Genomic DNA, 22,588 nt, shown 5'->3' on the forward strand with positions numbered 1-22,588 from the left:
CTTTTTATTGGGAATCGAAAAGGAGCGCGCGTCATGCAGGAAATCCACGACACGCCGGAGGAGAAGTCCGTCAGCGATGACGTGCTCATGGGCTATCTGGAGCATCAGTTACGCAGCGGCAGGGTAAAGGTCGGTGTGCTGATGGTGCAGTTCGAGAAGGCGTTTCCCGGTGTGCATCGGGATCGCCTGGTGCGTTGCTTCAATGCGTTGGAGTCGCGCTACCTGAAGCGCTGAATCCCGTCCGGGCAATCAGCTTATGCACCAATCGCCGGTTTTCTAGGGAAAGGCTATGAGGCCCGGCTGACGAGGGCCTCAGGCAGAAAACAATACGCAGCCGGAATTTTTATCCACAGCTTTTCAACAGAATCAGGCTGGTGTTGAGTCTGCTGTTTCGACAGGCTGGGTTGCGGTGCCTTCGATCCGTTGTTGGGCCTGTTCGACCCAGGCATAAGCGCGGTCATTCAGCTCGGCGATGGCACGAGGACCCTCCCCTTCCGCGTACATGGCCGGACCGATCTCCACCTGGATGGTGCCGGGGTACTTGGCCCAGCCCACCTTGGGCCAGAACAGCCCGGCATTGTGTGCCACTGGCAACACAGGCAGGCCTGCGTTCACCGCCAGTGCAGTCCCGCCGCGGGAGAACTTGCCCATCTGCCCAACCGGAACCCGCGTCCCTTCCGGGAACACCAGCACCCAGGCGCCTTGACGCAGGCGCTCGTCGCCCTGGCTGGCCAGTTGCTTGAGTGCCGCCTTGGGGTTGCTGCGGTCAATGGCGATGGGGCGCAGCAGGGCCATTGCCCAGCCGAAGAACGGCACGTAGAGCAGCTCGCGCTTCACCACCTGGCTGAGGGGTTCGAAGAAGCCGGAGAGGAAGAAAGTCTCCCAGGTGCTCTGGTGCTTGGAGAGGATCACGCAGGGCGTCTTTGGGATGTTTTCCCTCCCCCCAACGCGGAAGTCGACACCTGCCACCACCTTGGCCAGCCAGACCGCGAAGCGGCACCAGCGCCAGATCACGAAACGGTAGCGTGCGCGGAATGGCAGGAAGGGGGCGACGAAGAAGCTGATCGTGCCCCACACGAAGGCACTGGACGACAGCAGCAGGTAGAAGAGGACGGTTCTGATGGCCTGCACTGTCGTCATGGTTCCTTGCCTTGGCTAACTGAGAAGATGGTTGGCGACGGCCGCCAGGTCGTCGAATACGAGCACGTCCCCGGGCACGCCTTTGGCCAGGGTCCGCTCGCCCTTGCCGGTTCTAACCAGCACAGGCTGACAATCGACGGCCCTGGCTGCTTCCAGGTCACCGCTGCTGTCGCCGACGAACCAGATGCCGCTCAGTGGCACGTCGTAGTATTCGGCAATCTGCAACAGCATGCCCGGCTTGGGTTTGCGGCAGTCGCAGCCGTCGTCGGGCCCATGGGGGCAATGGATGATCAGGCCGACGTTACCGCCCTGCCCTGCCACCAGTTCACGCAACCGCGCATGCATGGCGCCAAGGGTTTCAACGGGGTAGTAGCCGCGCGCGATGCCCGACTGGTTGGTGGCCACGGCCACGGTCCAGCCCGCATGCGAGAGGCGCGCAATGGCCTCGATGGCGCCCGGGATCGGCACCCATTCGTCGAGGCTTTTGATGTAGGCGTCGGAGTCGTGATTGATGACGCCGTCGCGGTCGAGGATGAGCAGTTTCATGGTGTGTCCTGGCGCCCAACCGCAGGCTTGGCGCCTGCGGTTGGCTCAGCCTTCAGCCGAGAACGGAGATGTCGGCGGCGCCGAGGAACAGGCCGCGCAGCTTCGCCAGCAGGGCGTAGCGGTTCGCACGGACCGCCGCGTCATCGACGTTGACCATCACCGCTTCGAAGAACGCATCCACCGGCTCGCGCAGGCTCGCCAGGCGGCCCAGGGCTTCGCTGTAGCAACGGGCGGCTGCCATGGGGGCTACCGCGCGCTCGGCCTCTGCCACGGCCGCGGCAAGGGCCTTCTCGGCGTCTTCCTGCAGCAGGGCGCTGTCGACCGCAGCCGGCACTTCGCCTTCGGCCTTGCCCAGCAGGTTGGACACGCGCTTGTTGGCGGCGGCCAGGGCAGCGGCTTCCGGCAGGGCGCGGAAGGCCTGCACGGCTTGCACGCGCTGGTCGAAATCAAGGGCCGAGGTCGGCTTGAGGGCGCGGACGGAGAGGTACACCGCCACATCCACGCCCTCGTCTTCGTAGCGGGCGCGCAGGCGGTCGAAGATGAAGTCCAGCACCTGGTTGGCCAGGCCGTCCGCTTTCACCTTGTCGCCGTACTGGGCGATGGCGAAGCCGACGGCATCGTTCAGGTCCAGGTCCAGCTTCTTCTCGATCAGGATGCGCAGCACGCCGAGGGCCTGGCGACGCAGGGCGAAGGGGTCCTTGCTGCCGGTGGGCAGCATGCCGATGCCGAAGATGCCCACCAGGGTGTCCAGCTTGTCGGCCACCGCCAGCGCAGCACCGGTCAGGGTCTGCGGCAGCTCGGCGCCGGCACCGCGCGGCATGTACTGCTCGTTCAGGGCGTGGGCGACGTCGTCCGCTTCACCGTCGTTCAAGGCGTAGTAGTAGCCGGCGATGCCCTGCATTTCCGGGAACTCGCCGACCATCTCGGTGGCCAGGTCGCACTTGGCGAGGATGCCGGCACGGGCGGCTTTCACCGGGTCGGCGCCGACGCGCTCGGCGATGTGGGCGGCCAGTGCGGAAACGCGCTCTGCCTTCTCGTACACGGTGCCAAGCTGGGCCTGGAACACCACATTCTTCAGGCGCTCGTTGAAGGTTTCCAGCTTCTGCTTCTTGTCCTGCTTGAAGAAGAATTCTGCGTCGGTCAGGCGCGGACGCACGACCTTCTCGTTGCCCGAGATGATCTGTGCCGGGTCCTTGCTCTCGACGTTGGCCACGGTGATGAAGCGCGGCAGCAGCTTGCCGTTGGCATCCAGCAGGCAGAAGTACTTCTGGTTGTCCTGCATGGTGGTGATCAGGGCTTCCTGGGGCACCTCGAGGAAGCGCTCCTCGAACGAGCACACCAGCGGCACCGGCCACTCGACCAGCGCCGTCACCTCGTCCAGCAGGTCCGCCGGAACCACGGCGCTGCCCTTCTGCTCGGCAGCCAACTGGTCGACGCGCTTGGCGATCAGCTCGCGGCGCTCGGCGAAGTCGGCCAGTACATAGGCGGCGCGCAGGTCTTCCAGGTAGCTGGAGGGCTTGCTGATGCGGATGTTCGCGGGGTTGTGGAAGCGGTGGCCACGGGACTCGCGGCCCGCCTTCTGGGCGAGGATCTCGCAGTCCACCACGTCATCGCCGAAGAGCATCACCAGCCACTGGGTCGGGCGCACGAACTCTTCGCGGCGAGCAGCCCAGCGCATGCGCTTGGGAATCGGCAGGGCGGCCAGGGAGGCCTCGACGATGCCAGCCAGCAGGCCCTTGGCGGGTTGGCCGGGAATGGTCTGGCTGAACTTCAGCTTCGGCCCGCTGGTGTCGATCTGGGCCAGGTCGACGCCGCACTTCTTGGCGAAGCCGAGGGCGGCCTGGGTCGGGTTGCCGGCGGCGTCGAAGGCGGCCTGCAGCGGCGGGCCGTCGAGGTTGACGCTGCGGTCGGGCTGCTGGGTGGCCAGTTGCTCGACCAGCACCGCCAGGCGGCGCGGCGCCGCGTAGACGCGGGCGGCGCCGTGGCTCAGGCCGGCCGTCTTGAGGCCGCCGAGGATGCCGGCGAGGAAGGCGTCACCCAGGGACTTGAGGGCCTTGGGCGGCAGCTCTTCGGTGCCCAGTTCGACGAGGAAATCTTGTGCACTCATTCTGCCGCCTCCAGCTTGGCCAGTACTTCGTCACGCAGTTCGGGGGTCGCCATGGGGAAGCCCAGGCGCGCGCGCGCCTGCAGGTAGCTCTGGGCCACGGCGCGGGCCAGGGTGCGCACGCGCAGGATGTAGCGCTGGCGCTCGGTCACGGAGATGGCGCGGCGTGCATCCAGCAGGTTGAAGGTGTGGGAGGCCTTGAGGACCATCTCGTAGGTCGGCAGCGGCAGCTGCAGCTCGATCAGGCGGTTGGCCTCGCTCTCGTAGAAGTCGAAGAGTTCGAACAGCTTCGGCACGTTGGCGTGCTCGAAGTTGAAGGTCGACTGTTCCACCTCGTTCTGGTGGAACACATCGCCATAGGTAACCACGCCGAAGGGGCCGTCGGTCCACACCAGGTCATAGACCGAGTCCACGCCTTGCAGGTACATGGCCAGGCGCTCCAGGCCATAGGTGATCTCGCCGGTCACCGGGTAGCACTCGATGCCGCCGACCTGCTGGAAGTAGGTGAACTGGGTGACTTCCATGCCGTTCAGCCAGATTTCCCAGCCCAGGCCCCAGGCGCCGAGGGTGGGGGACTCCCAGTTGTCCTCGACGAAGCGGATGTCGTGTACCAGCGGGTCGATGCCGATGGCCTTCAGGGAGCCCAGGTACAGCTCCTGGAAGTTCTCAGGGTTGGGCTTGAGGACCACCTGGAACTGGTAGTAGTGCTGCAGGCGGTTGGGGTTCTCGCCGTAGCGGCCGTCAGTGGGACGGCGCGAGGGCTGCACGTAGGCGGCGTTCCAGGTTTCCGGGCCGATGGCGCGGAGGAAGGTGGCGGTGTGGAAGGTACCGGCGCCCACTTCCATGTCGTAGGGCTGGAGCACCACGCAGCCCTGCTCGGCCCAGTACTGCTGCAGGGCGAGGATCAGGTCTTGGAAGGTGCGCACGGCGGGCGTAGTCTGGCTCACGAATTTCACCTGTGCTGGGTATTCGACTGAAAGGGCGCGAGTATACCCGATCCGACCCGCCGCAACCGCATGGAAAGCCTTATGCCACGCTGCTTCTGGTGCAACGAAGACCCCCTCTACATCGCCTACCACGACCAGGAATGGGGCGTGCCCCAGCGGGATGCCGGAGCACTGTTCGAGATGCTCCTGCTGGAAGGTTTCCAGGCCGGCCTGTCGTGGATCACGGTGCTGAAGAAGCGTGCCCGTTACCGCGAGGTGCTGTTCGGTTTCGACCCACAGCGCCTGGCGCAGATGACCGACGAGGAAATCGAGGTGCGCATGCAGGACCCGGGCATCATCCGCAACCGCGCCAAGCTGCGTGCGGCCCGGCAGAACGCCCAGGCCTGGCTGCGACTGGAGAGTCCGTCTGACCTGCTCTGGTCCTTCGTCGGCGGCACCCCCCGGATCAACCGCTTCGCCGATCGCAGTGAGGTGCCGGCGGTGACGACCGAGGCCGAGGCGATGAGCAAGGCACTGCGCAAGCTGGGCTTCACCTTCGTCGGGCCGACCATCTGCTACGCCTTCATGCAGGCCACCGGCATGGTGATGGACCACACCCTCGACTGCGACCGGCATCCGCACCTGGCGGGCTGACGGCCCGTCCCGCACCTGAACGCGCGTCACGGTAGAATGCGCGCTTTTCCTTGCCCTGGAGTTGCCTGTGGACAAGCTCAAAGGCGCCCTCGTGGTCGGCTTCCTGCGCCTCTTCGCCCTGCTGCCCTGGCGGGCGGTACAAGTCGTGGGTGCGGCAATCGGCTGGCTGATGTGGAAGCTGCCTAACCGCTCCCGCGAGGTCACGCGGATCAACCTCGCCAAGTGCTTCCCGGAACTGTCCCCGGCCGAGCTCGACCAGCGCGTCGGCCAGAGCCTGATGGACATCGGCCGCACCCTCACCGAAAGCGCCTGCGCCTGGATCTGGCCGGCGGAGAAATCCATCGGCCTGGTGCGCGAGGTGGAAGGTCTGGAGGTGCTGCACGAGGCCCTGGCCAGCGGCAAGGGCGTGGTGGGCATCACCAGCCACCTGGGCAACTGGGAGGTGCTGAACCACTTCTACTGTGCCCAGTGCAAACCGATCATCTTCTACCGCCCGCCGAAGCTGAAGGCCGTGGACGAGCTGCTGCAGAAGCAGCGCGTGCAGCTCGGCAACCGTGTCGCGCCGTCCACCAAGGAAGGCATCCTCAGCGTCATCAAGGAAGTGCGCCGGGGCGGCGCGGTGGGCATTCCGGCCGACCCGGAGCCGAGCCTGTCCGCCGGCGTGTTCGTGCCCTTCCTCGGCACGCTGGCGCTGACCAGCAAGTTCGTCCCCGGCATGCTCGCCGGCGGCAAGGCACGCGGAGTGTTCCTGCATGCGTTGCGCCTGCCGGATGGCTCTGGCTTCAAGGTCATCCTCGAGGCTGCGCCGGAGGGGATGTACAGCGACAACGTGGAAGAAGGTGTGGCGGCGATGAGCGCCGTGGTGGAGCGCTACGTGCGCACCTACCCGACCCAGTACATGTGGAGCATGAAGCGCTTCAAGAAGCGCCCCGAGGGCGAAGCCCGCTGGTATTGAGAAAAGGCGCTTCGGCGCCTTTTTTGAGCCTTTTGCTGGGCGAGTCGACGGATTTAGGCTAAAAAACCGCTCAGACGAATCCAAGGTGTGTCGCGATGTCCTCCAACCAGCGCCAGCATCCCCGTACGCCGATGAAGTGCCGGATCAAGATCAGCCACGAGAGCTTCGGGGACCTTTTCGCCCACACCCGCGACCTGTCGGACGGCGGCGTGTACGTCCGCCACCCGGACCTGGTGGCCCTGCCGGTGGGTACCATCCTCACCGGTCAGGTGCAGGACCTGCCCTTCGAAGCGCCGATCCTGCAGATGGAGATCATGCGGGTGGACGCCGAGGGCGTCGGCCTGCGCTTCGTCGAGTCCTGATCCGCTTCCGGCCGTTCTCAGAAATCCCCCCTAGCCTTCCTCGTCCACTGTCAGCAGCACCAGCGGTTCGCACGCCTGACGGCGGCAGCCCCAGCGATACTCCTCCCGGGTCGGTCCCTCGCCTCGCCAGGTCGTTGCCGTGGCGCCGCCGTTGATGCGGAAGTTCCACACCTGGCCGCGGCCGTCATGCAGGCGCCCCTCGATGCTGCAGGGCACCCAGGAGAACGCGTGGTGCAGCACCACGCCATCCAGCAGCTCGGCCAGGCTAAAGAAGCGGCTGGCGCTACGCGCGTCCAGTTTCCAGGCGCGGCAGGCTTCGGTCAGGGCCGGTTCGGCCGAAGGCGGGGCTTCCAGTATCGGTGGCTTGATCGAGTCGACCTGGTAGGGCGGCGCCGGTTGGGCGGCGACGCTGTTCAACGCGAACACCGCGACTCCCAGGGCGAGCAAGGTGCGCGTCATGTCACTGCCCTCCCTGGCGACGGGCGAGGCGCTTGAGGAACACCCCCATCTCCTTCTCCGCCTGCTTGTCGCCCTTGGCCTGCGCGGCGCTCAGACCCTGCTCCCAGGCCTGGCGAGCACCTTCGGTGTCGCCGGTGCTTTCCAGTGCCTTGCCCAGCAGCTTCCAGGCGGCCGAGTAGGCCGGGTCATGCTCGATGCAGCGTTGCAGGTGCAGCGCTGCTGCCGTCGCATCACCCTGATCGAGGTAGCCCTTGCCGAGGCCGAAGCGCAGCAGTGCGTTGTCCACGCCTTTGGCGAGCATCTTCTCCAGTGAGTCGATCATGGTCCTGTCCCCGGGTTGTCGAGGCGCTCACCCTACCCTGATCGACGCGAGCGCCCAACCCCAAGGCTCAGAACCGCCAGAAGGCCGGGCTGAGCAGGATCAGCAGGGAGAACACCTCCAGCCTCCCCAGCACCATGGCCAGGCTCAGCACCAGCTTGGCGCCATCGGGCAGGTTGCCGTAGTGCGTCGCTGCCTCGCCCAGGGCCGGGCCCAGGTTGTTCATGCAGGAGGCCAGGGTGGAGAAGGCAGTGAGCTGGTCCAGTCCCATGGCCATGAGCAGCAGGAGCAGCACCACGAAGGTCATCAGGTAGATGGAGCAGAAGGCCCAGACCGACTCCACCACCCGCTCGGGAATCTGGCGGCGCCCCAGCTTGAGGGTGAACACCCCGTTGGGGTGGAGCAGCCGCTGGAACTCCCGCACCCCCTGGCGCAACACCAGCAGGATGCGCATCACCTTCATGCCGCCGCCTGTGGAGCCGGCACAGGCGCCGATGAATGTGGTGTAGAGCAGCAGGTGCGGCAGCAGGGTCGGCCAGGTGCTGAAGTCCGCCAGGCCGAAGCCGGTAGTGGTGGCCACCGAGACCACCATGAAGGCGGCATAGCGGATCGACTGCAGTGGCGTCTCGTAGTGCTGGTGGACGATGAGCGTGGTGGCACAGACCGCGAAGGTGCCCAGCAGCAGCAACAGGTAGGCGCAGCATTCCGCGTCGCGCAGGTAGTGGCGCAGGCTGCGCTGTCGAAAGGCGATGAAGTGCAGGCCGAAGTTCACCCCCGAGACCACCAGGAAGAACATGCAGACGGTCTCCACCAACGGGCTGTCGAAGTAGCCGATGCTGGCGTCGTGGGTGGAGAAGCCGCCAATGGCGATGGTTGAGAAGCTGTGGCAGATGGCGTCGAACAGGCTCATCCCGGCTGCCCAGTAGGCCAGCGCGCAGGCCAGGGTCAGGCCGCAGTAGATCAGCCACAGGGCGCGCGCGGTTTCCGCGATGCGCGGTGAGAGCTTCTGCTCCTTCAGCGGGCCGGGCATTTCGGCGCGGTACAGCTGCATGCCGCCGATGCCGAGCATGGGCATGATCGCCACCGCCAGGACGATGATCCCCATCCCGCCGAACCACTGCAGCTGCTGGCGGTAGTAGAGGACTGCCTTGGGCAACCGGTCGAGGCCGGTGAGCACAGTGGCCCCGGTGGTGCTGATGCCCGAGACGGACTCGAACAGTGCGTCCACCAGGCCCATGCGTGGCGTGTCGATGAGCAGGAAGGGGATGCAACCGAAGGTGCCGAGCACGGTCCAGAACAGTGCGGTGATCAGGTAGCCGTCGCGGATCTTCAGGTCTCCGCTGGCGCCGCGTACCGGCAGCCAGATGAGCCCGCCGATGCCGAGGGTGATCAGCAGCGCCAGGAGGAAGCCCCGCCAGGCACCCTCGCCGTAGTACAGGTCGATGAGCAGGGGAGGCAACTGAGTGCAGCTGAACAGCATCAGCAGCACGCCGAGAATCCGGCGGATCACCGCGTGGCGTTGGGCTCGGCCCGGCACCTGGTGGGCCGGCAAGGTGGGCTGGCGCAGTGGCAGGAGGGATTCGAAGCGGGACATGGCGGGCCCTCGGAACGGGAGGGTCCGAACCCTACCGTCGCCTCGCTGGGCGGGGATGTAGGAAATGGCTGAAAACCGGGCGGCCGGTATCTGGATACCGCGCGCGCCCGGTTGGCGGCGTCAGAAGAAGGTCAGGCCGACCTGGAACAGCCGCTCCACGTCGCGGATGTACTTCTTGTCCACGAGAAAGAGGATCACGTGGTCGCCGGACTCGATCACCGTGTCGTCGTGGGCGATCAGCACCTCGTCGTCACGGATCACCGCGCCGATGGTGGTGCCCGGTGGCAGGGCGATGTCCTCGATCATCTTGCCCACCACCTTGCTCGACTTGGTGTCGCCGTGGGCGATGGCCTCGATGGCTTCGGCCGCGCCCCGGCGCAGGGAGTGCACGCTGACGATGTCGCCCCGGCGCACGTGGGTGAGCAGGGTGCCGATGGTGGCGAGCTGGGGGCTCAGGGCGATGTCGATCTCGCCGCCCTGCACCAGGTCCACGTAGGCGGGGTTGTTGATGAGGGTCATCACCTTGCGCGCGCCGAGCCGCTTGGCCAGCAGCGAGGACATGATGTTGGCCTCGTCGTCGTTGGTCAGGGCCAGGAAGATGTCGGCATCGTTGATGTTCTCTTCCACCAGCAGGTCGCGGTCCGAGGCGCTGCCCTGCAGCACCACGGTGCTGTCGAGGGTGTCCGACAGGTAGCGGCAGCGGGCCGGGTTCATCTCGATGATCTTCACCTGGTAGCGGCTCTCGATGGCCTCGGCCAGGCGCTCGCCGATGTTGCCGCCGCCGGCGATGACCACACGCTTGTAGCTGTCCTCCAGGCGGCGCAGCTCACTCATCACCGCGCGGATGTGAGCCTTGGCGGCGATGAAGAACACCTCATCGTCCGCTTCGATCACGGTATCGCCCTTGGGGATGATCGGCCGGTTGCGGCGGAAGATGGCCGCCACGCGGGTGTCGACACTGGGCATGTGCTCGCGGATCTGGCGCAGCTCCTGCCCCACCAGCGGGCCGCCGTAGTAGGCACGGACGCCCACCAACTGGGCCTTGCCCTCGGCGAAGTCGATCACCTGCAGGGCGCCGGGGTACTCGATCAGGCGCTTGATGTAGTTGGTGACCACCTGCTCGGGGCTGATCAGCACGTCGACCGGGATGGCCTCGTTGTCGAACAGCGCCTCGCGGGTCAGGTAGGCCGACTCGCGCACGCGGGCGATCTTGGTGGGGGTGTGGAACAGGGTGTAGGCCACCTGGCAGGCGACCATGTTCACCTCGTCGCTGTTGGTCACCGCCACCAGCATGTCGGCGTCGTCGGCACCGGCCTGGCGCAGCACGGTGGGAAACGAGCCCTTGCCCTGAACGGTGCGGATATCGAGCCGGTCGCCGAGGTCGCGCAGGCGGTCGCCGTCGGTGTCGACCACGGTGATGTCGTTGGCTTCGCCGGACAGGTGTTCTGCAAGGGTGCCGCCGACCTGGCCGGCTCCGAGAATGATGATCTTCACTGATTGCTCCGTTAGCCGCGGGGAGACGCGGCGATCTTCATCAGCTTGGCATAGTAGAAGCCGTCATGGCCGTCTTCCCGGGCCAGCAGTTGGCGTCCATGGGGTTGCTTGATGCCGAACCCGCCGGCGATGTCCAGCTCCCGTGCGCCAGGGGTGCGGGCGAGGAAGGCGGCGATGTTCTCGCTGTTTTCCGCCGGCAGCGCCGAGCAGGTGGCGTAGAGCAGGATGCCGCCGACCTCGAGCGTGGGCCAGAGGGCGTCCAGCAGTTCGCCCTGCAGGCTGGCCAGGGGGGCGATGTCCTCGGCCTTGCGGGTCAGCTTGATGTCGGGGTGGCGACGGATCACGCCGGTGGCCGAGCACGGGGCGTCGAGCAGGATGCGCTGGAACGGCGTGCCGTCCCACCAGCTCGCGGTGTCGCGGCCATCGGCGGCGATCAGTTGAGCCTCCAGGCCCAGGCGCGCCAGGTTTTCGCGCACGCGCACCAGGCGGCTCTCTTCCAGATCCACGCCAACTACATGAGCCAGGCCGGGTTCGGCCTCCATCAAATGGCAGGTCTTGCCCCCGGGGGCACAGCAGGCGTCCAGAACGCGCTGGCCGGGTGCCAGTTCCAGCAGGTCGGCGGCCAGTTGCGCGGCTTCGTCCTGGACGCTGACGCGCCCTTCGAAAAAGCCCGGCAAGCCGGTGACGTCGCAGGCTTCGGCCAGACGGATGCCGTCGCGGCTGAAGGGGCAGGGTTCGGCTTCGATCCCCGCCTGGCGCAGTTCGGCGAGGTAGGCATCGCGGTCGCCGTGACGGCGGTTGACCCGCAGGATCAGCGGCGGGTGGGCATTGTTGGCCGCGCAGACGGCTTCCCACTGTTCCGGCCAGGCGGCCTTCAGGGCCTTCTGCAGCCAGCGTGGGTGGGCGGTACGCACCATGGGGTCGCGCTCCAGTTCGGCGAAGGTCGCCTCGCCCTGGCGCTGGGCATTGCGCAGCACGGCGTTGAGCAGGCCCTTGGCCCAGGGCTTCTTCAGCTTGTCGGCACAGCCAACGGTTTCGCCGATGGCCGCGTGGGGCGGGATGCGGGTGTGGAACAGCTGGTAGAGGCCCACCAGCAAGAGGGCTTCGACGTCACGGTCGGCGGTCTTGAACGGCTTCTGCAGCAGGCGCTCGGCCAGGGCCGACAGACGGGGTTGCCAGCGGGCGGCGCCGAAGGCGAGGTCCTGGGCGAGGCCGCGGTCGCGCGGGTCCACCTTGTCCAACTGGGCAGGCAGACTGCCGCCGAGGGAGGCCTTGCCGTTGAGCACGGCCGCCAGGGCGCGGGCGGCTGCGAGGCGCGGGCTCATGCGCCGAGCACCAGGCCGGGGGCGAACTGCTCGCGGCGGCTGTTGTAGAGATCGGTGAAGGCCAGGGGCTTGCCGCCGGGCAGTTGCAGGCGGGTCAGGCGCAGGGCGCCTTCGCCACAGGCCACGGTGAGGCCGTCCTTGCTGGCGTCGAGGATCTGGCCGGGTCGGCCGCGGCCTTCGGCTGGCTCGGCAGCGAGCACCTTCAGCGGCTGGCCGTCGAGGGTGCTGTGGCAGATGGGCCAGGGGTTGAAGGCGCGCACCAGGCGCTCCAGTTCGTCGGCCGGGCGGTTCCAGTCGATCCGCGCCTCGTCCTTGTTGAGCTTGTGGGCGTAGGTGGCGAGGGCGTCGTCCTGCACCTCGCCCTGCAGCGTGCCGGCGGCAAGACCGGCGATGGCCTGGACCACGGCCTGGGGGCCGAGCTGGGCGAGGCGGTCATGCAGGCTGCCGCCGGTGTCGCCGGCGGTGATCGGGGTGGTGACCTTGAGCAGCATGGGGCCGGTGTCGAGGCCCGCCTCCATCTGCATCACGGTGACGCCGCTCTCGGCGTCGCCTGCCTGCACCGCCCGCTGGATCGGCGCGGCACCCCGCCAGCGCGGCAGCAGCGAGGCATGGCTGTTGATGCAGCCGAGGCGCGGGATGTCCAGCACCACCTGGGGCAGGATCAGGCCGTAGGCCACCACCACCATCAGGTCCGGGGCCAGGGCGCGCAGTTCTTCCTGGGCGGCAGGGTCGCGCAGGGTCGGCGGCTGCAGGACCGGGAGGCCGTGCTGCAAGGCAAGCTGCTTGACCGGGCTGGGCATGAGCTTCTGGCCGCGGCCGGCAGGGCGGTCGGGCTGGGTGTACACGGCAACGATCTGGTGAGGGGTGTCGAGCAGGGCCTTGAGGTGTTCGGCGGCGAACTCCGGGGTGCCGGCGAAGACGAGGCGCAGGGCTTGGGTCATGCGGGGCTCACTCTACAAAAAGAAAAAGGCTTGCCGGAGCAAGCCTTTGGGGTTCGGGGGTCAAGCCTGCTGGCGGTGCTGCTTTTCCAGCTTCTTCTTGATCCGGTCGCGCTTGAGGCTGGAGAGGTAGTCGACGAAGAGCTTGCCGTTGAGGTGGTCGCATTCGTGCTGGATGCAGACCGCCAGCAGGCCTTCGGCAATCATCTCGAACGGTTGGCCGTCGCGGTCCAGGGCCTTGATCTTCACCTTCTGCGGACGGTCGACGTTCTCGTAGAAGCCGGGCACCGAGAGACAGCCTTCCTGATACTGGTCCATCTGGTCGGTCAGGGACTCGAACTCGGGATTGATGAAGACCATCGGCTCGGACTTGTCTTCCGACAGGTCCATCACCACCACGCGCTTGTGCACATTCACCTGGGTCGCCGCCAGGCCGATGCCGGGGGCTTCGTACATGGTCTCGAACATGTCGTCGATCAACTGGCGCAGCGCGTCATCCACCACCTCCACCGGTTTGGCGATGGTGCGCAGGCGCGGATCAGGGAATTCGAGGATGTTCAGGATCGCCATATGGGTTTGTGATGCACTTGTGGAATAAAGTCAAAATCCGCTGCTAAGATGATGAGCAGCATTGAAAAACGCCTGAAAAGCCCGGTTGGGGCGGCTTTCAGGCTGTTTCGCGTGAACGCACATAATAAAGGGATTCACCGCATGAGGAAATCACTACTCGCCCTGCTGCTCCTGGCTGCCAACGGGCTGGCACAGGCTGCGGTGGAGCTCAAGGACGGCCATCCGGAACGCTATACGGTGGTCCGTGGCGACACACTCTGGGACATCTCCGGCAAGTTCCTCAGCGAACCCTGGAAGTGGCCGGAAATCTGGCACGCCAATCCGCAGATCCAGAACCCGCACCTCATCTACCCCGGCGACACCCTGAGTCTGGTGTATGTCGATGGCCAGCCGCGGCTGGTGCTGGATCGCGGCGCGTCCCGCGGCACCATCAAGCTGTCACCCCAGGTGCGCAGCACGCCGATGGCCGAGGCGATTCCGACCATTCCGCTGGAGGCGATCAACAGCTTCCTGTTGTCGAACCGCATCGTCGATACCCCTGAGCAGTTCCAGGGCGCGCCCTACATTGTCGCCGGTAATGCCGAGCGCGTGGTGAGCGGTGCGGGTGACCGCGTCTATGCCCGTGGCAAGTTCGATGTGGCCAACCCCACCTACGGCATCTTCCGCCAGGGCAAGACCTACCTGGATCCCAAGACCCAGGAATTCCTCGGCATCAACGCCGATGACATCGGTGGTGGTGACGTGGTGGCCGAGGAAGGCGATGTTGCCACCCTCAACCTGACCCGCTCCACCCAGGAAGTCCGTCTGGGCGACCGCCTGTTCCCCACTGAGGAACGCGCTATCACCTCCACCTTCATGCCCAGCGCACCGGCCGGAGACATCAAGGGCGTGATCCTCGACGTGCCGCGTGGTGTGAACCAGATCGGCCAGTTCGACGTGGTCACCCTGAACAAGGGCAAGCGTGATGGCTTGATCGAGGGCAACGTGCTGGCGGTCTACAAGACCGGCGAAACCGTCCGTGACCGGGTCACCGGCGAGATGGTGAAGATCCCCGACGAGCGTGCCGGCCTGCTGATGGTGTTCCGCACCTACGACAAGCTCAGCTACGGCCTGGTCCTGGCCGCGAGTCGCCAACTGGCGGTGATGGACAAGGTACAAAATCCGTAGTGCCAATCAGCCCCCGCCTAGCGGGGGTTTGTTGTATACAGGGCGGCCAGCCGCGTCATGCGGCACCGGTCAAGGACGAACCCCATGCCGCCCGCCCTCTCCCCCGCCGAGTTGGAAGCCCGGCTCCGCCTGCACAGCCTCCCCGAAGTCGGCCCTCGCCGTTTCCACACCCTGATCGAAGCCTTCGCCAGTGCCTCTGCCGCGCTCAGCGCCCCGGCTGCCGCCTGGCGGTCCCTCGGCCTGCCGGAAGCCTGCGCCGGCCCACGCCGGGATGCCGCCATCCGCGAGCGGGCTGCCAGCGCCCTGTCCTGGCTGGAAGGGTCGGACTGCCACCTGATCACCTGGGACGATCCGCGCTACCCCGCCCTGCTCGCCGAACTGCCGGACGCCCCGCCATTGCTCTTCCTCCAAGGCGACCCCGGCCTGCTGGAGACCCCGCAACTGGCCATCGTCGGCAGCCGCCGCGCCTCTGCCGCCGGGCTCGACAACGCCCACGCCTTCGCCCGGACCCTGGCTGGCGGAGGGTTCACCATCACCAGCGGCCTTGCGCTGGGCATTGATGGTGCCGCCCACCAGGGCGCGCTGGAAGCCGGTGGCAAGACCATCGCCGTGCTCGGCACCGGCCTGCAGCGGCTCTACCCCCGGCGCCATGCCGGGCTGGCCCGGGACCTGTTGGCCGGGGGCGGCGCCCTGGTGTCCGAACTGCCCCTGGACTGCCCGCCCCACGCCGCCAACTTCCCCCGCCGCAACCGCATCATCAGCGGGCTGTCCCTGGGTGTGCTGGTGGTGGAAGCCAGCCCCTCCAGCGGCTCGCTGATCACCGCCCGGCTGGCCGCCGAACAGGGTCGCGAGGTCTACGCCCTGCCCGGCTCCATCCACCATCCGGGGGCGCGGGGTTGCCACCAGTTGATCCGCGAAGGTGCCGTGCTGGTGGAGACCACCGAGCACATCCTCGAAGCCCTGCGGGGCTGGCAGCAGGTGGCACCGCTCCCAACTGCCAAGCCGATCGAAGCCCCCCGCCAGCACCCGCTGCTGGACCTGCTGCGGGCCGCCCCCTACAGCAGCGAGGCCCTGGCCCACGCCAGCGGCTGGGACCTGCCCCGCGTACTGGCCAGCCTCACCGAACTGGAGCTCGACGGCTGTGTCGCCTGCGAGGCGGGGCGCTGGGTTCATCGCTGCGGGTGAGCCCTGTACACTCGCGCCATCGTTTTTCCGGGAGCAGGCGATGGTCAACAAATGGCAGGTTCAACGCGTGGCGCGGATCGTCCGAGAAGGTGGCGTGATCGCCTACCCCACCGAAGCGGTGTGGGGCCTGGGTTGTGATCCGTGGAATGCGGACGCGGTCTACCGCTTGCTGGCGCTCAAGGACCGGCCAGTGGAAAAGGGCCTGATCCTGGTGGCCGACGACATCCAGCAGTTCGACTTCCTCCTCGACGGCCTGCCCGACGCCTGGATCGACCAGCTCACCGCCAGCTGGCCGGGTCCCAACACCTGGCTGGTCCCCCACCAGGGCCTGCTGCCCGAGTGGATCACCGGCCAGCACGACAGCGTCGCCCTGCGCGTCACCGACCACCCCCTGGTGCGCGCCCTGTGCGCTGAAGTCGGGCCGCTGGTCTCCACCTCCGCCAACCCCGGCGGGCGGCCCGCCGCCCTGTCGCGCCTGCGGGTCCAGCAGTACTTCCCCGGCCAACTGGACGCCGTGCTCGGCGGCGCCCTGGGAGGCCGTCGCAAGCCCAGCACCATCCGTGACCTGGCCACCGGACGGGTGATCCGCCCCTCCTGAAGACGGCCTCCGGCCTCTGAGCTGAAAACAGCCCCGGCACTGTCCGGGGCTGATGCGTTCAGGGCAGCAGCACACTGGAGCCCTGGGTGCGGCGCCCCGCCAGGTCGGCATGGGCCCGTGCCACCTCCGCCAGGGCATAGCGCTGGCCGATCTCCACCCGGATCGCCCCGCTGGCGATCATCCCGAACAGCTCGTCCGCCATCGCCTGCAGGCGTGCCGGCGTGTCCGCGTAGCCGCCCAGGGTCGGACGGGTGACGAACAGCGAGCCCTTCTGGGCCAGCACCCCCAGGTTGACCCCGGTGACCGGCCCCGACGCATTGCCGAAGCTCACCAGCAGCCCGCGCGGCGCCACGCACTCCAGCGAGGTCGCCCAGGTGTCTTTGCCCACCGAGTCGTACACCACCCGGCACTTCTGCCCATCGGTCAGCGCCAGCACCCGCTGCACCACATCCTCGCGGCTGCTGTCGATGCACGCCCAGGCGCCCAGCGCCGTGGCCCGCGCGGCTTTTTCCGCCGAGCCGGCGACACCGATCAGCTTGGCCCCCACGGCCCTCGCCCACTGGCAGGCGATGGAGCCGACCCCGCCGGCGGCCGCGTGGAACAGCACCGTCTCGCCGGCCTCCAGCGCATGGGTCTGGCGCAGCAGATACTGCACCGTCAGCCCCTTCAGCAGCACCGCCGCCGCCTGTTCGAAGCCGATGGCATCCGGCAGCGTCACCATGTGTCCCTCGGGCAGCACGTGGTACTCCCCGTAGGCGCCCAGCGGGCCCGTGGCGTAGCCCACCCGGTCGCCCACCTTCACCCGTGCCACGCCCTCGCCCACCGCATCGACCACGCCTGCACCCTCGCTGCCCAGCCCGGACGGAAAGTCCGGTGCCGGGTAAAGGCCGCTGCGGTAGTAGGTCTCGATGAAATTCAGGCCGATGGCGTGGTTGCGTACCCTCACCTCGCCCGGACCGGGCTGTGGCAGTGCCACCTCCGCCAGTTCCAGTACCTCGGGACCGCCGTATCGGGAAAACTGGATGCGTCTGGGCATGGTTCAGGCTCCTGGATGGGAAAGGCCCACATCCAAGCCTTCCGCTTGATCGCCGTCAAGCCACCGCCCGCCCCCGGCGGTGGTATGCTTGCGCCCTCTTTTTTCCCCGCAAGCCCCGTCCGGCGGCGCTCGCAAGCCGACTCAAGGTGTATCCGACGTGAGTGAACACATTGCGGCCGTGAAGGCCTACCTGCTCGATCTGCAAGACCGCATCTGCACCGCCCTCGCCGCCGAGGATGGCCAGGCCAGCTTCTTCGAGGATGCCTGGGACCGCCCCGCCGGCGGCGGTGGTCGTACCCGCGTGATCGAGAACGGCGGGCTGATCGAAAAAGGCGGGGTCAACTTCTCCCACGTGTTCGGCACCAGCCTGCCGCCCTCGGCCAGCGCCCATCGTCCGGAGCTTGCCGGCCGGGGCTTCCAGGCCATGGGCGTGTCCCTGGTGATCCACCCGGAAAACCCCCACGTACCCACCTCCCACGCCAACGTGCGGTTCTTCATCGCCGAGAAGGAAGGCGAGGCCCCGGTCTGGTGGTTCGGCGGCGGCTTCGACCTCACCCCCTACTACGGCCATGAGGAAGACTGCGTGCACTGGCACCAGGTGGCCCGCGACGCCTGCGCCCCCTTCGGCGAAGACGTCTACCCACGCTACAAGGCCTGGTGCGACCGCTACTTCCACCTCAAGCACCGTAACGAGCCCCGCGGCATCGGCGGCCTGTTCTTCGACGACCTTAACGAGTGGGACTTCGACACCAGCTTCGCCTTCATGCGCGCCATCGGCGATGCCTACCTGGAGGCCTACCTGCCGATCATCCGCCGCCGCCGCCACACCCCCTTCACCGAACAGCAGCGTGAATTCCAGGCCTACCGCCGCGGCCGCTACGTCGAATTCAACCTGGTGTTCGACCGCGGCACCCTGTTCGGCCTGCAGTCCGGCGGGCGTACCGAATCCATCCTCATGTCCCTGCCGCCCCACGTGCGCTGGGGCTATGACTGGAAGCCCGAGCCGGGCAGCGAAGAAGCGCGTCTCACCGAGTACTTCCTCCAGGACCGCGACTGGCTGGCCACCCAGCCCTGACGCCCTCGCGCCCGGCGAGGCGCGTTGGCACAGGCCCGGCAAGCGCATTCACCGGTGTAGACTCCGCCGCTGATCCGGGCCCGCCCTGCCGGGCCTTCCTACGTGACGTGCCGGAGCGGGTTCCCGAACTGCCCTGGCCCTGCCCCAAGGACTTCCCATGGACCGCTACTGCGTCTTCGGCAACCCCATCGGCCACAGCAAATCGCCGCTCATCCACCGCCTCTACGCCGAACAGACCGGCCAGGCGCTGAGCTACGAAGCGGTCCTCGCCCCGCTGGACGACTTCACCGGCTGCGCCCGCGCCTTCTTCGCCACCGGCCTGGGCGGCAACGTCACCGTGCCCTTCAAGGAGCAGGCCTTCGAACTGGCCGACCAGCTCAGCGCCCGCGCCCAGCGCGCCGGTGCGGTGAACACCCTGAAGAAGCTCGACGACGGCCGCCTGCTCGGGGACAACACCGACGGCGCCGGGCTGGTCCGCGACCTCACCCGCAACGCCGGGCTGTCCCTGGCCGGCAAGCGCATCCTCCTGCTGGGCGCCGGAGGGGCCGCGCGCGGGGTGATCGAACCGCTGCTGGCGGAAAAGCCGGCGTCCCTGGTGATCGCCAACCGCACCGTGGAAAAGGCCGAAGCCCTCGCCCGCCTGTTCGCCGACCTCGGCCCGGTGTCCGCCAGCGGCTTCGACTGGCTGGAAGAACCGGTGGACCTGATCATCAACGGCACCTCCGCCAGCCTGGGCGGTGACCTGCCCCCCATCGCCCCCAGCCTCATTCAGCCGCGCCACACCGCCTGCTACGACATGATGTATGGCAAGGAACCGACCGCCTTCAACCGCTGGGCCGCCAGCCACGGTGCCGCGCGCACCCTCGACGGCCTCGGCATGCTGGTGGAGCAGGCTGCCGAAGCCTTCCTGCTCTGGCGTGGCGTGCTGCCCGACAGCTCCCCGGTGCTGGCCGAACTGCGTCGCCAGCTCGCCGAGGGCTGAGCGTGACGCCGGCTTACCACCGACTGCGAGACGACGTTCGGCAGGATGCCGACGGGCAGCACCCCACCAGGAACTGGAGGGCACCTGCGAGAAAGGTCAGCAGCACCCGGCCGAGGTAGCCCTGGCGGCCTGGCTAGGCCAGGGGCCCACCCCAACCAAGGTTGGGTTTCGAGGCCGTTTGAGACGCCCGTCCCATGGACGGGCCGCGCTGTCATGCAAGCGGAACATCCGTCGGCTATGAGTGGGGGTTCCATCCACCTGCCGAGCACTGCCGATGAGACCGATCCCCCGCCTGGTCGCCAGCCTTGCCCTGTGCGCCTTTGCCGGCCAGGCCCACGCCTGGTCGCAGCCCACCCACAAGAACATCGTCAAGGACGCCTTGGCGTACATGAACTCCGCCTATGCCACCGAGGAGATGCGCCGGGCCTACGCCTTCTACGTCGGCGCCGCCGGCAGCGAGGCCAAGGCCGGCGAGATCCTCGGCCAGGCCGCCTACGACGTGGACGACTTCCGTGACACACGCCTGGGTGGTTGGTGGGTCGGCTACGAATACGCCCCGGTGTGGAACGCCGCCGCCGGGCTGGTGAACTACACCTCCTACTGGCACTTCCTCAACCTCGGTCGCCAGGGTGACGCCCACGGCAACCCCCACGGTGGCTACGACTACCGCTACCACAAGGTGGACGGCACCGCCGCCGACGTGGACTGGTACGCCATGGTCTACCTGTACAACCGCGAGCTGAAACGCGAGGACTTCGACACCACCGAGGCCCACTACCGGCGTGGCAGCCGGTCCGACTGGCAGGAGCACTACGGCGACTTCCAGACCGCCGCCTTCCAGCCCATCGATAACCTCGCCGGCTACTGGTTCGACCAGTTCCGCGCCGCCCCTTCCCTGCAGACCATCGGCTATGCCCTGCACGCCACCGGCGACGTGGCCCAGCCCCACCATGTGTGGATCACCTCGGCCAACGGCCACTCCAGTTGGGAAGGCTGGGTCGACGACCACTACACCAGCGAGAAACTCAACGACCCCACCGCCGTGGCCAACCGCATCAGCCGCTACGACCCGGCCCGCAGCATCCGCGAGCTGCTGACCCAGACCGGCCAGGTTGCCTACGCCCACCCCGAGCCGCTCTACGACACCAGTTACGCCACCCGGCTGCGGGTCGCCCGCGAGCTGATTCCCGAGTCCATCGCCCTGACCGTCACCGTGCTGACCAAGGGTGCGCGCAGCTTCAATGCCCGTGAAAGCCTCTGAGCGCCCCTGGCGCCGCCGGGCCCTGGCGCTGCTGCTCGGCGCCTGGCTCGGCGGCGTACAGGCCACGCCCAGCACCCCGGACCTGCGTATCGACGGCCAGCGCCTGCCCGGGCGCAGCATCGCCCTGCTGGAACAGGTGCTCACCCGGGTCAAGTTCAACACCGACCCGCGCCAGTTGCGCCGTGGGCTGGTGGAGAACCACCTGCTGGTACGGGAGCTGGAGCCGCAGTTGAACGAGCAGAGCCGCCGCGACCTCGACGCCAGCGTCGAGATCGAGGCCGGCAACCTGCTGGAGCAGTACTTCGGCCGTCGCGCCGAGGAAGACCTCAGCCCCTATCTGCGTCAGCCCCGGCCGCTCAGCGCGGAACGCCTGCGCCAGGTGCTGGCCCCCGCCTCTCGCATGCTGGTGGTGGACAGCCTGCAACTGGACCCGGCCCAGGCCCGCGAAGCGGCAGGTATCGAGCTGATCCGCTGGCAGTTCCCCGGTGAAGCCGAGCAGCGCCTCGACCTGCTCGACCTCTACCAGGGCGACAACGTCCAGGGCCGCGTGGAACTGCAGCAGGGCAACCTCGGCTACCTGGCGCGCCAGGTCCAGGCTCGGGTGCAGCGTGACCACCTCTGGTACCGCCTCGGCCAGGAAGGCTTCAGCGCCGAAGAACGCCAGGGCCTGCGCACCCTGGTGCGCGATCGCCTGGTGCGTCAGCGCTACCTGCACCAGATCGGCCTCTACAGCGACTTCCACCATGAGTCCGACAGCCTGCGGGCGCGGGCCGCCCGGGTCAGCGACACCGACGCCGAGGCCTACTACCAGCGCAACCTGGCGCGCTACCGCAACGTCGCCCAGGTTCAGGCCGCGCACCTGCGCCTGGGGGACCAGGCCAGCGCCGACCGCCTCTACGCCGAGCTGCAGCAAGGGCTGGATTTCGACGAAGCCGTGCGCCGCCATTCCCTGGCGGACGACAAGGCTCGTACCCCGCCGGGTGACCTCGGGCTGATCCGCGCCGACGACCCGAAGCTGGACCTGCTGCGCAAAACCGCGCTGATCCAGAAGGCCAACACCCTGTCCCAGCCGATGCTGATCGACGGTGCCTTCGAGATTCTCCGCGTGCGCAGCCGCGAGGACCGTCAGTTGCCCCTGGCGGACCCGAGTGTGCGCTACGAGGTGAACCAGGCCGTGGCCCGTGAGCAACTGGCCGCCGAGTTCGAGGCACGTATCCGCCAGTTGCTCGCCGATGCCCGCGTGGAGGGGCTGTGAAGGGCTGGCTGGGGCTCGCCCTGGCCAGCGTGCTGGTCAGCGCCGGCGTGGGCGCGGCCTGGAACTGGCGAGAGGCCCCGGTGGCCGTGGCGTCGCCGTCCCAGGCGCCGCTCGTGCCGGCCAGCCTCCCGCCTGCGCCTGTTTCGACGGCCTCTCAGCCAGTAGCCGCACCCGCAACGGCGGCCCCCGTGGTCACCAAGTCCGTGGATGAGGCCCCACCGTCCCCGGCGCCCCTGGATCTCCAGCAGGCCCAGCAGTTCATGCACTGGACGGCGGAACACGGCGACCCGCGCAGCCCGGCCCTGGGCGGGCTCAAGCCGCGCCAGGCCGCCAGCGAGGCCGAGCGCGCCGACCCCCGGAAGTACGCCGCCCTGGAGGAACGCCAGACCCGCGAGCTGGTGCAGGCCTATGCCGCTGGCGTGCAGCAGATCCCGGAGATTCGCGCGCGCATCGAGGCCGCCGCCCAGAGCGGCGAACGCAGCCCCGCCGAGCTGGACGAAGCCCGCGCTGCGCTGGAGCAACTGGAGGCCATGCAGGCGTGCCTGGAGCGTGAAGCCCCGGAGCTGCTGCCCGGCAGCGCCCGCGCCGACTGAGCAGCGCTAGGCGCAAGCGGCTACCATGGCAGCCTCCGCTTTCCGGGAGA

The 22,588-nt window shown here is 67.8% G+C and carries 24 protein-coding genes; 12 read left to right on the plus strand and 12 right to left on the minus strand.

Annotated features, from left to right (window positions below):
- On the plus strand, positions 1-234 hold a 234-nt coding region (locus A7D27_RS19985; RefSeq protein ID WP_205895381.1), incomplete at its 5' end, for a hypothetical protein.
- 132 nt (positions 235-366) lie between these two features.
- Here the strand turns inward: A7D27_RS19985 and A7D27_RS19990 are convergent.
- The 4 genes from A7D27_RS19990 to glyQ are packed head-to-tail and all read right to left on the minus strand — an operon-like array spanning position 367 to position 4,737.
- Positions 367-1,140 carry a 1-acyl-sn-glycerol-3-phosphate acyltransferase gene (locus A7D27_RS19990; protein WP_069561835.1) on the minus strand — a complete coding sequence of 258 codons (774 nt, stop codon included), beginning with the start codon at positions 1,138-1,140 and terminating at the stop codon, positions 367-369.
- Between the two features lie 15 nt (positions 1,141-1,155).
- Positions 1,156-1,686: a D-glycero-beta-D-manno-heptose 1,7-bisphosphate 7-phosphatase gene (gmhB, locus tag A7D27_RS19995; protein WP_069565875.1), complete on the minus strand. Its 531-nt coding sequence runs from the start codon at positions 1,684-1,686 to the stop codon at positions 1,156-1,158.
- A gap of 52 nt (positions 1,687-1,738) precedes the next feature.
- The gene (gene glyS, locus A7D27_RS20000) at positions 1,739-3,793 is read right to left on the minus strand and encodes a glycine--tRNA ligase subunit beta (protein ID WP_069565876.1); all 2,055 of its coding nucleotides are present in this window, start codon (positions 3,791-3,793) and stop codon (positions 1,739-1,741) included.
- On the minus strand, positions 3,790-4,737 hold the full coding sequence (gene glyQ, locus A7D27_RS20005; protein WP_069561838.1) for a glycine--tRNA ligase subunit alpha: 948 nt from the start codon (positions 4,735-4,737) through the stop codon (positions 3,790-3,792). The genes glyS and glyQ overlap by 4 nt, the downstream gene beginning before the upstream one ends.
- Positions 4,738-4,818: 81 nt before the next feature.
- Here glyQ and A7D27_RS20010 point away from each other — a divergent pair, with 81 nt between their 5' ends.
- The 3 genes from A7D27_RS20010 (at position 4,819) to A7D27_RS20020 (ending at position 6,687) form a co-directional block, all read left to right on the plus strand.
- Entirely contained in the window at positions 4,819-5,370 is a 552-nt protein-coding gene (locus A7D27_RS20010; protein ID WP_069561839.1) for a DNA-3-methyladenine glycosylase I, read from the plus strand.
- A gap of 67 nt (positions 5,371-5,437) precedes the next feature.
- Positions 5,438-6,325 carry a lysophospholipid acyltransferase gene (locus A7D27_RS20015; RefSeq protein WP_069565877.1) on the plus strand — a complete coding sequence of 296 codons (888 nt, stop codon included), beginning with the start codon at positions 5,438-5,440 and terminating at the stop codon, positions 6,323-6,325.
- Between the two features lie 95 nt (positions 6,326-6,420).
- Positions 6,421-6,687, plus strand: a complete 267-nt coding sequence (locus tag A7D27_RS20020; protein ID WP_069561840.1) for a PilZ domain-containing protein — start codon at positions 6,421-6,423, stop codon at positions 6,685-6,687.
- A gap of 30 nt (positions 6,688-6,717) precedes the next feature.
- On the opposite strand, the gene A7D27_RS20025 is transcribed toward A7D27_RS20020, so the two are convergent.
- The 7 genes from A7D27_RS20025 to def form a co-directional block, all read right to left on the minus strand.
- Entirely contained in the window at positions 6,718-7,146 is a 429-nt protein-coding gene (locus A7D27_RS20025; protein ID WP_069561841.1) for a hypothetical protein, read from the minus strand.
- 1 nt (position 7,147) lies between these two features.
- Complete coding sequence (locus tag A7D27_RS20030; RefSeq protein ID WP_069561842.1) at positions 7,148-7,468, minus strand: tetratricopeptide repeat protein; 321 nt, start codon at positions 7,466-7,468, stop codon at positions 7,148-7,150.
- A gap of 67 nt (positions 7,469-7,535) precedes the next feature.
- Complete coding sequence (locus A7D27_RS20035) at positions 7,536-9,059, minus strand: TrkH family potassium uptake protein (protein WP_083265714.1); 1,524 nt, start codon at positions 9,057-9,059, stop codon at positions 7,536-7,538.
- A gap of 120 nt (positions 9,060-9,179) precedes the next feature.
- Positions 9,180-10,553, minus strand: coding sequence for a Trk system potassium transporter TrkA (gene trkA, locus A7D27_RS20040; protein WP_069561843.1), 1,374 nt, complete (start codon positions 10,551-10,553; stop codon positions 9,180-9,182).
- An 11-nt stretch (positions 10,554-10,564) separates the two neighbouring features.
- Entirely contained in the window at positions 10,565-11,878 is a 1,314-nt protein-coding gene (gene rsmB / locus A7D27_RS20045) for a 16S rRNA (cytosine(967)-C(5))-methyltransferase RsmB (protein WP_069565878.1), read from the minus strand.
- Entirely contained in the window at positions 11,875-12,819 is a 945-nt protein-coding gene (gene fmt / locus A7D27_RS20050; protein ID WP_069565879.1) for a methionyl-tRNA formyltransferase, read from the minus strand. The genes rsmB and fmt overlap by 4 nt, the downstream gene beginning before the upstream one ends.
- Positions 12,820-12,879: 60 nt before the next feature.
- The gene (gene def / locus A7D27_RS20055; protein ID WP_069561846.1) at positions 12,880-13,386 is read right to left on the minus strand and encodes a peptide deformylase; all 507 of its coding nucleotides are present in this window, start codon (positions 13,384-13,386) and stop codon (positions 12,880-12,882) included.
- 141 nt (positions 13,387-13,527) lie between these two features.
- Between def and A7D27_RS20060 the strand changes: the two genes are divergently transcribed.
- The 3 genes from A7D27_RS20060 to A7D27_RS20070 all read left to right on the plus strand — a co-directional run bounded on the left by A7D27_RS20060 (position 13,528) and on the right by A7D27_RS20070 (position 16,336).
- Complete coding sequence (locus tag A7D27_RS20060) at positions 13,528-14,553, plus strand: LysM peptidoglycan-binding domain-containing protein (RefSeq protein ID WP_069561847.1); 1,026 nt, start codon at positions 13,528-13,530, stop codon at positions 14,551-14,553.
- 84 nt (positions 14,554-14,637) lie between these two features.
- Entirely contained in the window at positions 14,638-15,738 is a 1,101-nt protein-coding gene (dprA, locus tag A7D27_RS20065) for a DNA-processing protein DprA (protein WP_069565880.1), read from the plus strand.
- A gap of 40 nt (positions 15,739-15,778) precedes the next feature.
- Positions 15,779-16,336, plus strand: a complete 558-nt coding sequence (locus A7D27_RS20070; protein ID WP_069561849.1) for an L-threonylcarbamoyladenylate synthase — start codon at positions 15,779-15,781, stop codon at positions 16,334-16,336.
- A 58-nt stretch (positions 16,337-16,394) separates the two neighbouring features.
- Here the strand turns inward: A7D27_RS20070 and A7D27_RS20075 are convergent, their stop codons facing one another.
- Positions 16,395-17,372, minus strand: a complete 978-nt coding sequence (locus tag A7D27_RS20075) for an NADPH:quinone reductase (RefSeq protein ID WP_069565881.1) — start codon at positions 17,370-17,372, stop codon at positions 16,395-16,397.
- Between the two features lie 157 nt (positions 17,373-17,529).
- Here A7D27_RS20075 and hemF point away from each other — a divergent pair, with 157 nt between their 5' ends.
- From hemF to A7D27_RS20100, 5 genes are all read left to right on the plus strand, one after another.
- The gene (gene hemF / locus A7D27_RS20080) at positions 17,530-18,447 is read left to right on the plus strand and encodes an oxygen-dependent coproporphyrinogen oxidase (protein ID WP_069565882.1); all 918 of its coding nucleotides are present in this window, start codon (positions 17,530-17,532) and stop codon (positions 18,445-18,447) included.
- A gap of 157 nt (positions 18,448-18,604) precedes the next feature.
- Positions 18,605-19,429 (plus strand): shikimate dehydrogenase, encoded by an 825-nt coding sequence (gene aroE, locus A7D27_RS20085; protein ID WP_069565883.1) that lies wholly within the window; start codon positions 18,605-18,607, stop codon positions 19,427-19,429.
- A 274-nt stretch (positions 19,430-19,703) separates the two neighbouring features.
- A complete protein-coding gene (locus A7D27_RS20090; protein ID WP_069565884.1) occupies positions 19,704-20,690 on the plus strand; it encodes a phospholipase in 987 nt (328 codons plus the stop codon).
- Positions 20,677-21,945: a peptidyl-prolyl cis-trans isomerase gene (locus tag A7D27_RS20095; RefSeq protein ID WP_170832312.1), complete on the plus strand. Its 1,269-nt coding sequence runs from the start codon at positions 20,677-20,679 to the stop codon at positions 21,943-21,945. Before A7D27_RS20090 ends, A7D27_RS20095 begins: the two co-directional genes overlap by 14 nt.
- Complete coding sequence (locus A7D27_RS20100; RefSeq protein WP_069565885.1) at positions 21,942-22,538, plus strand: hypothetical protein; 597 nt, start codon at positions 21,942-21,944, stop codon at positions 22,536-22,538. Before A7D27_RS20095 ends, A7D27_RS20100 begins: the two co-directional genes overlap by 4 nt.
- The last annotated feature ends 50 nt before the right edge of the window (positions 22,539-22,588 follow it).

It is taken from the genome of Pseudomonas sp. 1D4, from assembly GCF_001728925.1.
Taxonomy (GTDB): Bacteria; Pseudomonadota; Gammaproteobacteria; order Pseudomonadales; family Pseudomonadaceae; genus Metapseudomonas; species Metapseudomonas otitidis.

Excerpts from the sequence above, each read along its gene's own strand:
- fmt (WP_069565879.1), bottom strand. The coding sequence starts at position 12,819 with ATGACCCAAGCCCTGCGCCTCGTCTTCGCCGGCACCCCGGAGTTCGCC.
- aroE (WP_069565883.1), top strand. The coding sequence starts at position 18,605 with ATGGACCGCTACTGCGTCTTCGGCAACCCCATCGGCCACAGCAAATCG.
- A7D27_RS20020 (WP_069561840.1), top strand. The coding sequence starts at position 6,421 with ATGTCCTCCAACCAGCGCCAGCATCCCCGTACGCCGATGAAGTGCCGG.
- A7D27_RS20090 (WP_069565884.1), top strand. The coding sequence starts at position 19,704 with ATGAGACCGATCCCCCGCCTGGTCGCCAGCCTTGCCCTGTGCGCCTTT.
- gmhB (WP_069565875.1), bottom strand. The coding sequence starts at position 1,686 with ATGAAACTGCTCATCCTCGACCGCGACGGCGTCATCAATCACGACTCC.
- glyS (WP_069565876.1), bottom strand. The coding sequence starts at position 3,793 with ATGAGTGCACAAGATTTCCTCGTCGAACTGGGCACCGAAGAGCTGCCG.
- A7D27_RS20030 (WP_069561842.1), bottom strand. The coding sequence starts at position 7,468 with ATGATCGACTCACTGGAGAAGATGCTCGCCAAAGGCGTGGACAACGCA.
- def (WP_069561846.1), bottom strand. The coding sequence starts at position 13,386 with ATGGCGATCCTGAACATCCTCGAATTCCCTGATCCGCGCCTGCGCACC.
- A7D27_RS20025 (WP_069561841.1), bottom strand. The coding sequence starts at position 7,146 with ATGACGCGCACCTTGCTCGCCCTGGGAGTCGCGGTGTTCGCGTTGAAC.
- A7D27_RS20035 (WP_083265714.1), bottom strand. The coding sequence starts at position 9,059 with ATGTCCCGCTTCGAATCCCTCCTGCCACTGCGCCAGCCCACCTTGCCG.
- dprA (WP_069565880.1), top strand. The coding sequence starts at position 14,638 with ATGCCGCCCGCCCTCTCCCCCGCCGAGTTGGAAGCCCGGCTCCGCCTG.
- A7D27_RS19990 (WP_069561835.1), bottom strand. The coding sequence starts at position 1,140 with ATGACGACAGTGCAGGCCATCAGAACCGTCCTCTTCTACCTGCTGCTG.
- A7D27_RS20060 (WP_069561847.1), top strand. The coding sequence starts at position 13,528 with ATGAGGAAATCACTACTCGCCCTGCTGCTCCTGGCTGCCAACGGGCTG.
- A7D27_RS20075 (WP_069565881.1), bottom strand. The coding sequence starts at position 17,372 with ATGCCCAGACGCATCCAGTTTTCCCGATACGGCGGTCCCGAGGTACTG.
- A7D27_RS20010 (WP_069561839.1), top strand. The coding sequence starts at position 4,819 with ATGCCACGCTGCTTCTGGTGCAACGAAGACCCCCTCTACATCGCCTAC.
- rsmB (WP_069565878.1), bottom strand. The coding sequence starts at position 11,878 with ATGAGCCCGCGCCTCGCAGCCGCCCGCGCCCTGGCGGCCGTGCTCAAC.
- A7D27_RS20070 (WP_069561849.1), top strand. The coding sequence starts at position 15,779 with ATGGTCAACAAATGGCAGGTTCAACGCGTGGCGCGGATCGTCCGAGAA.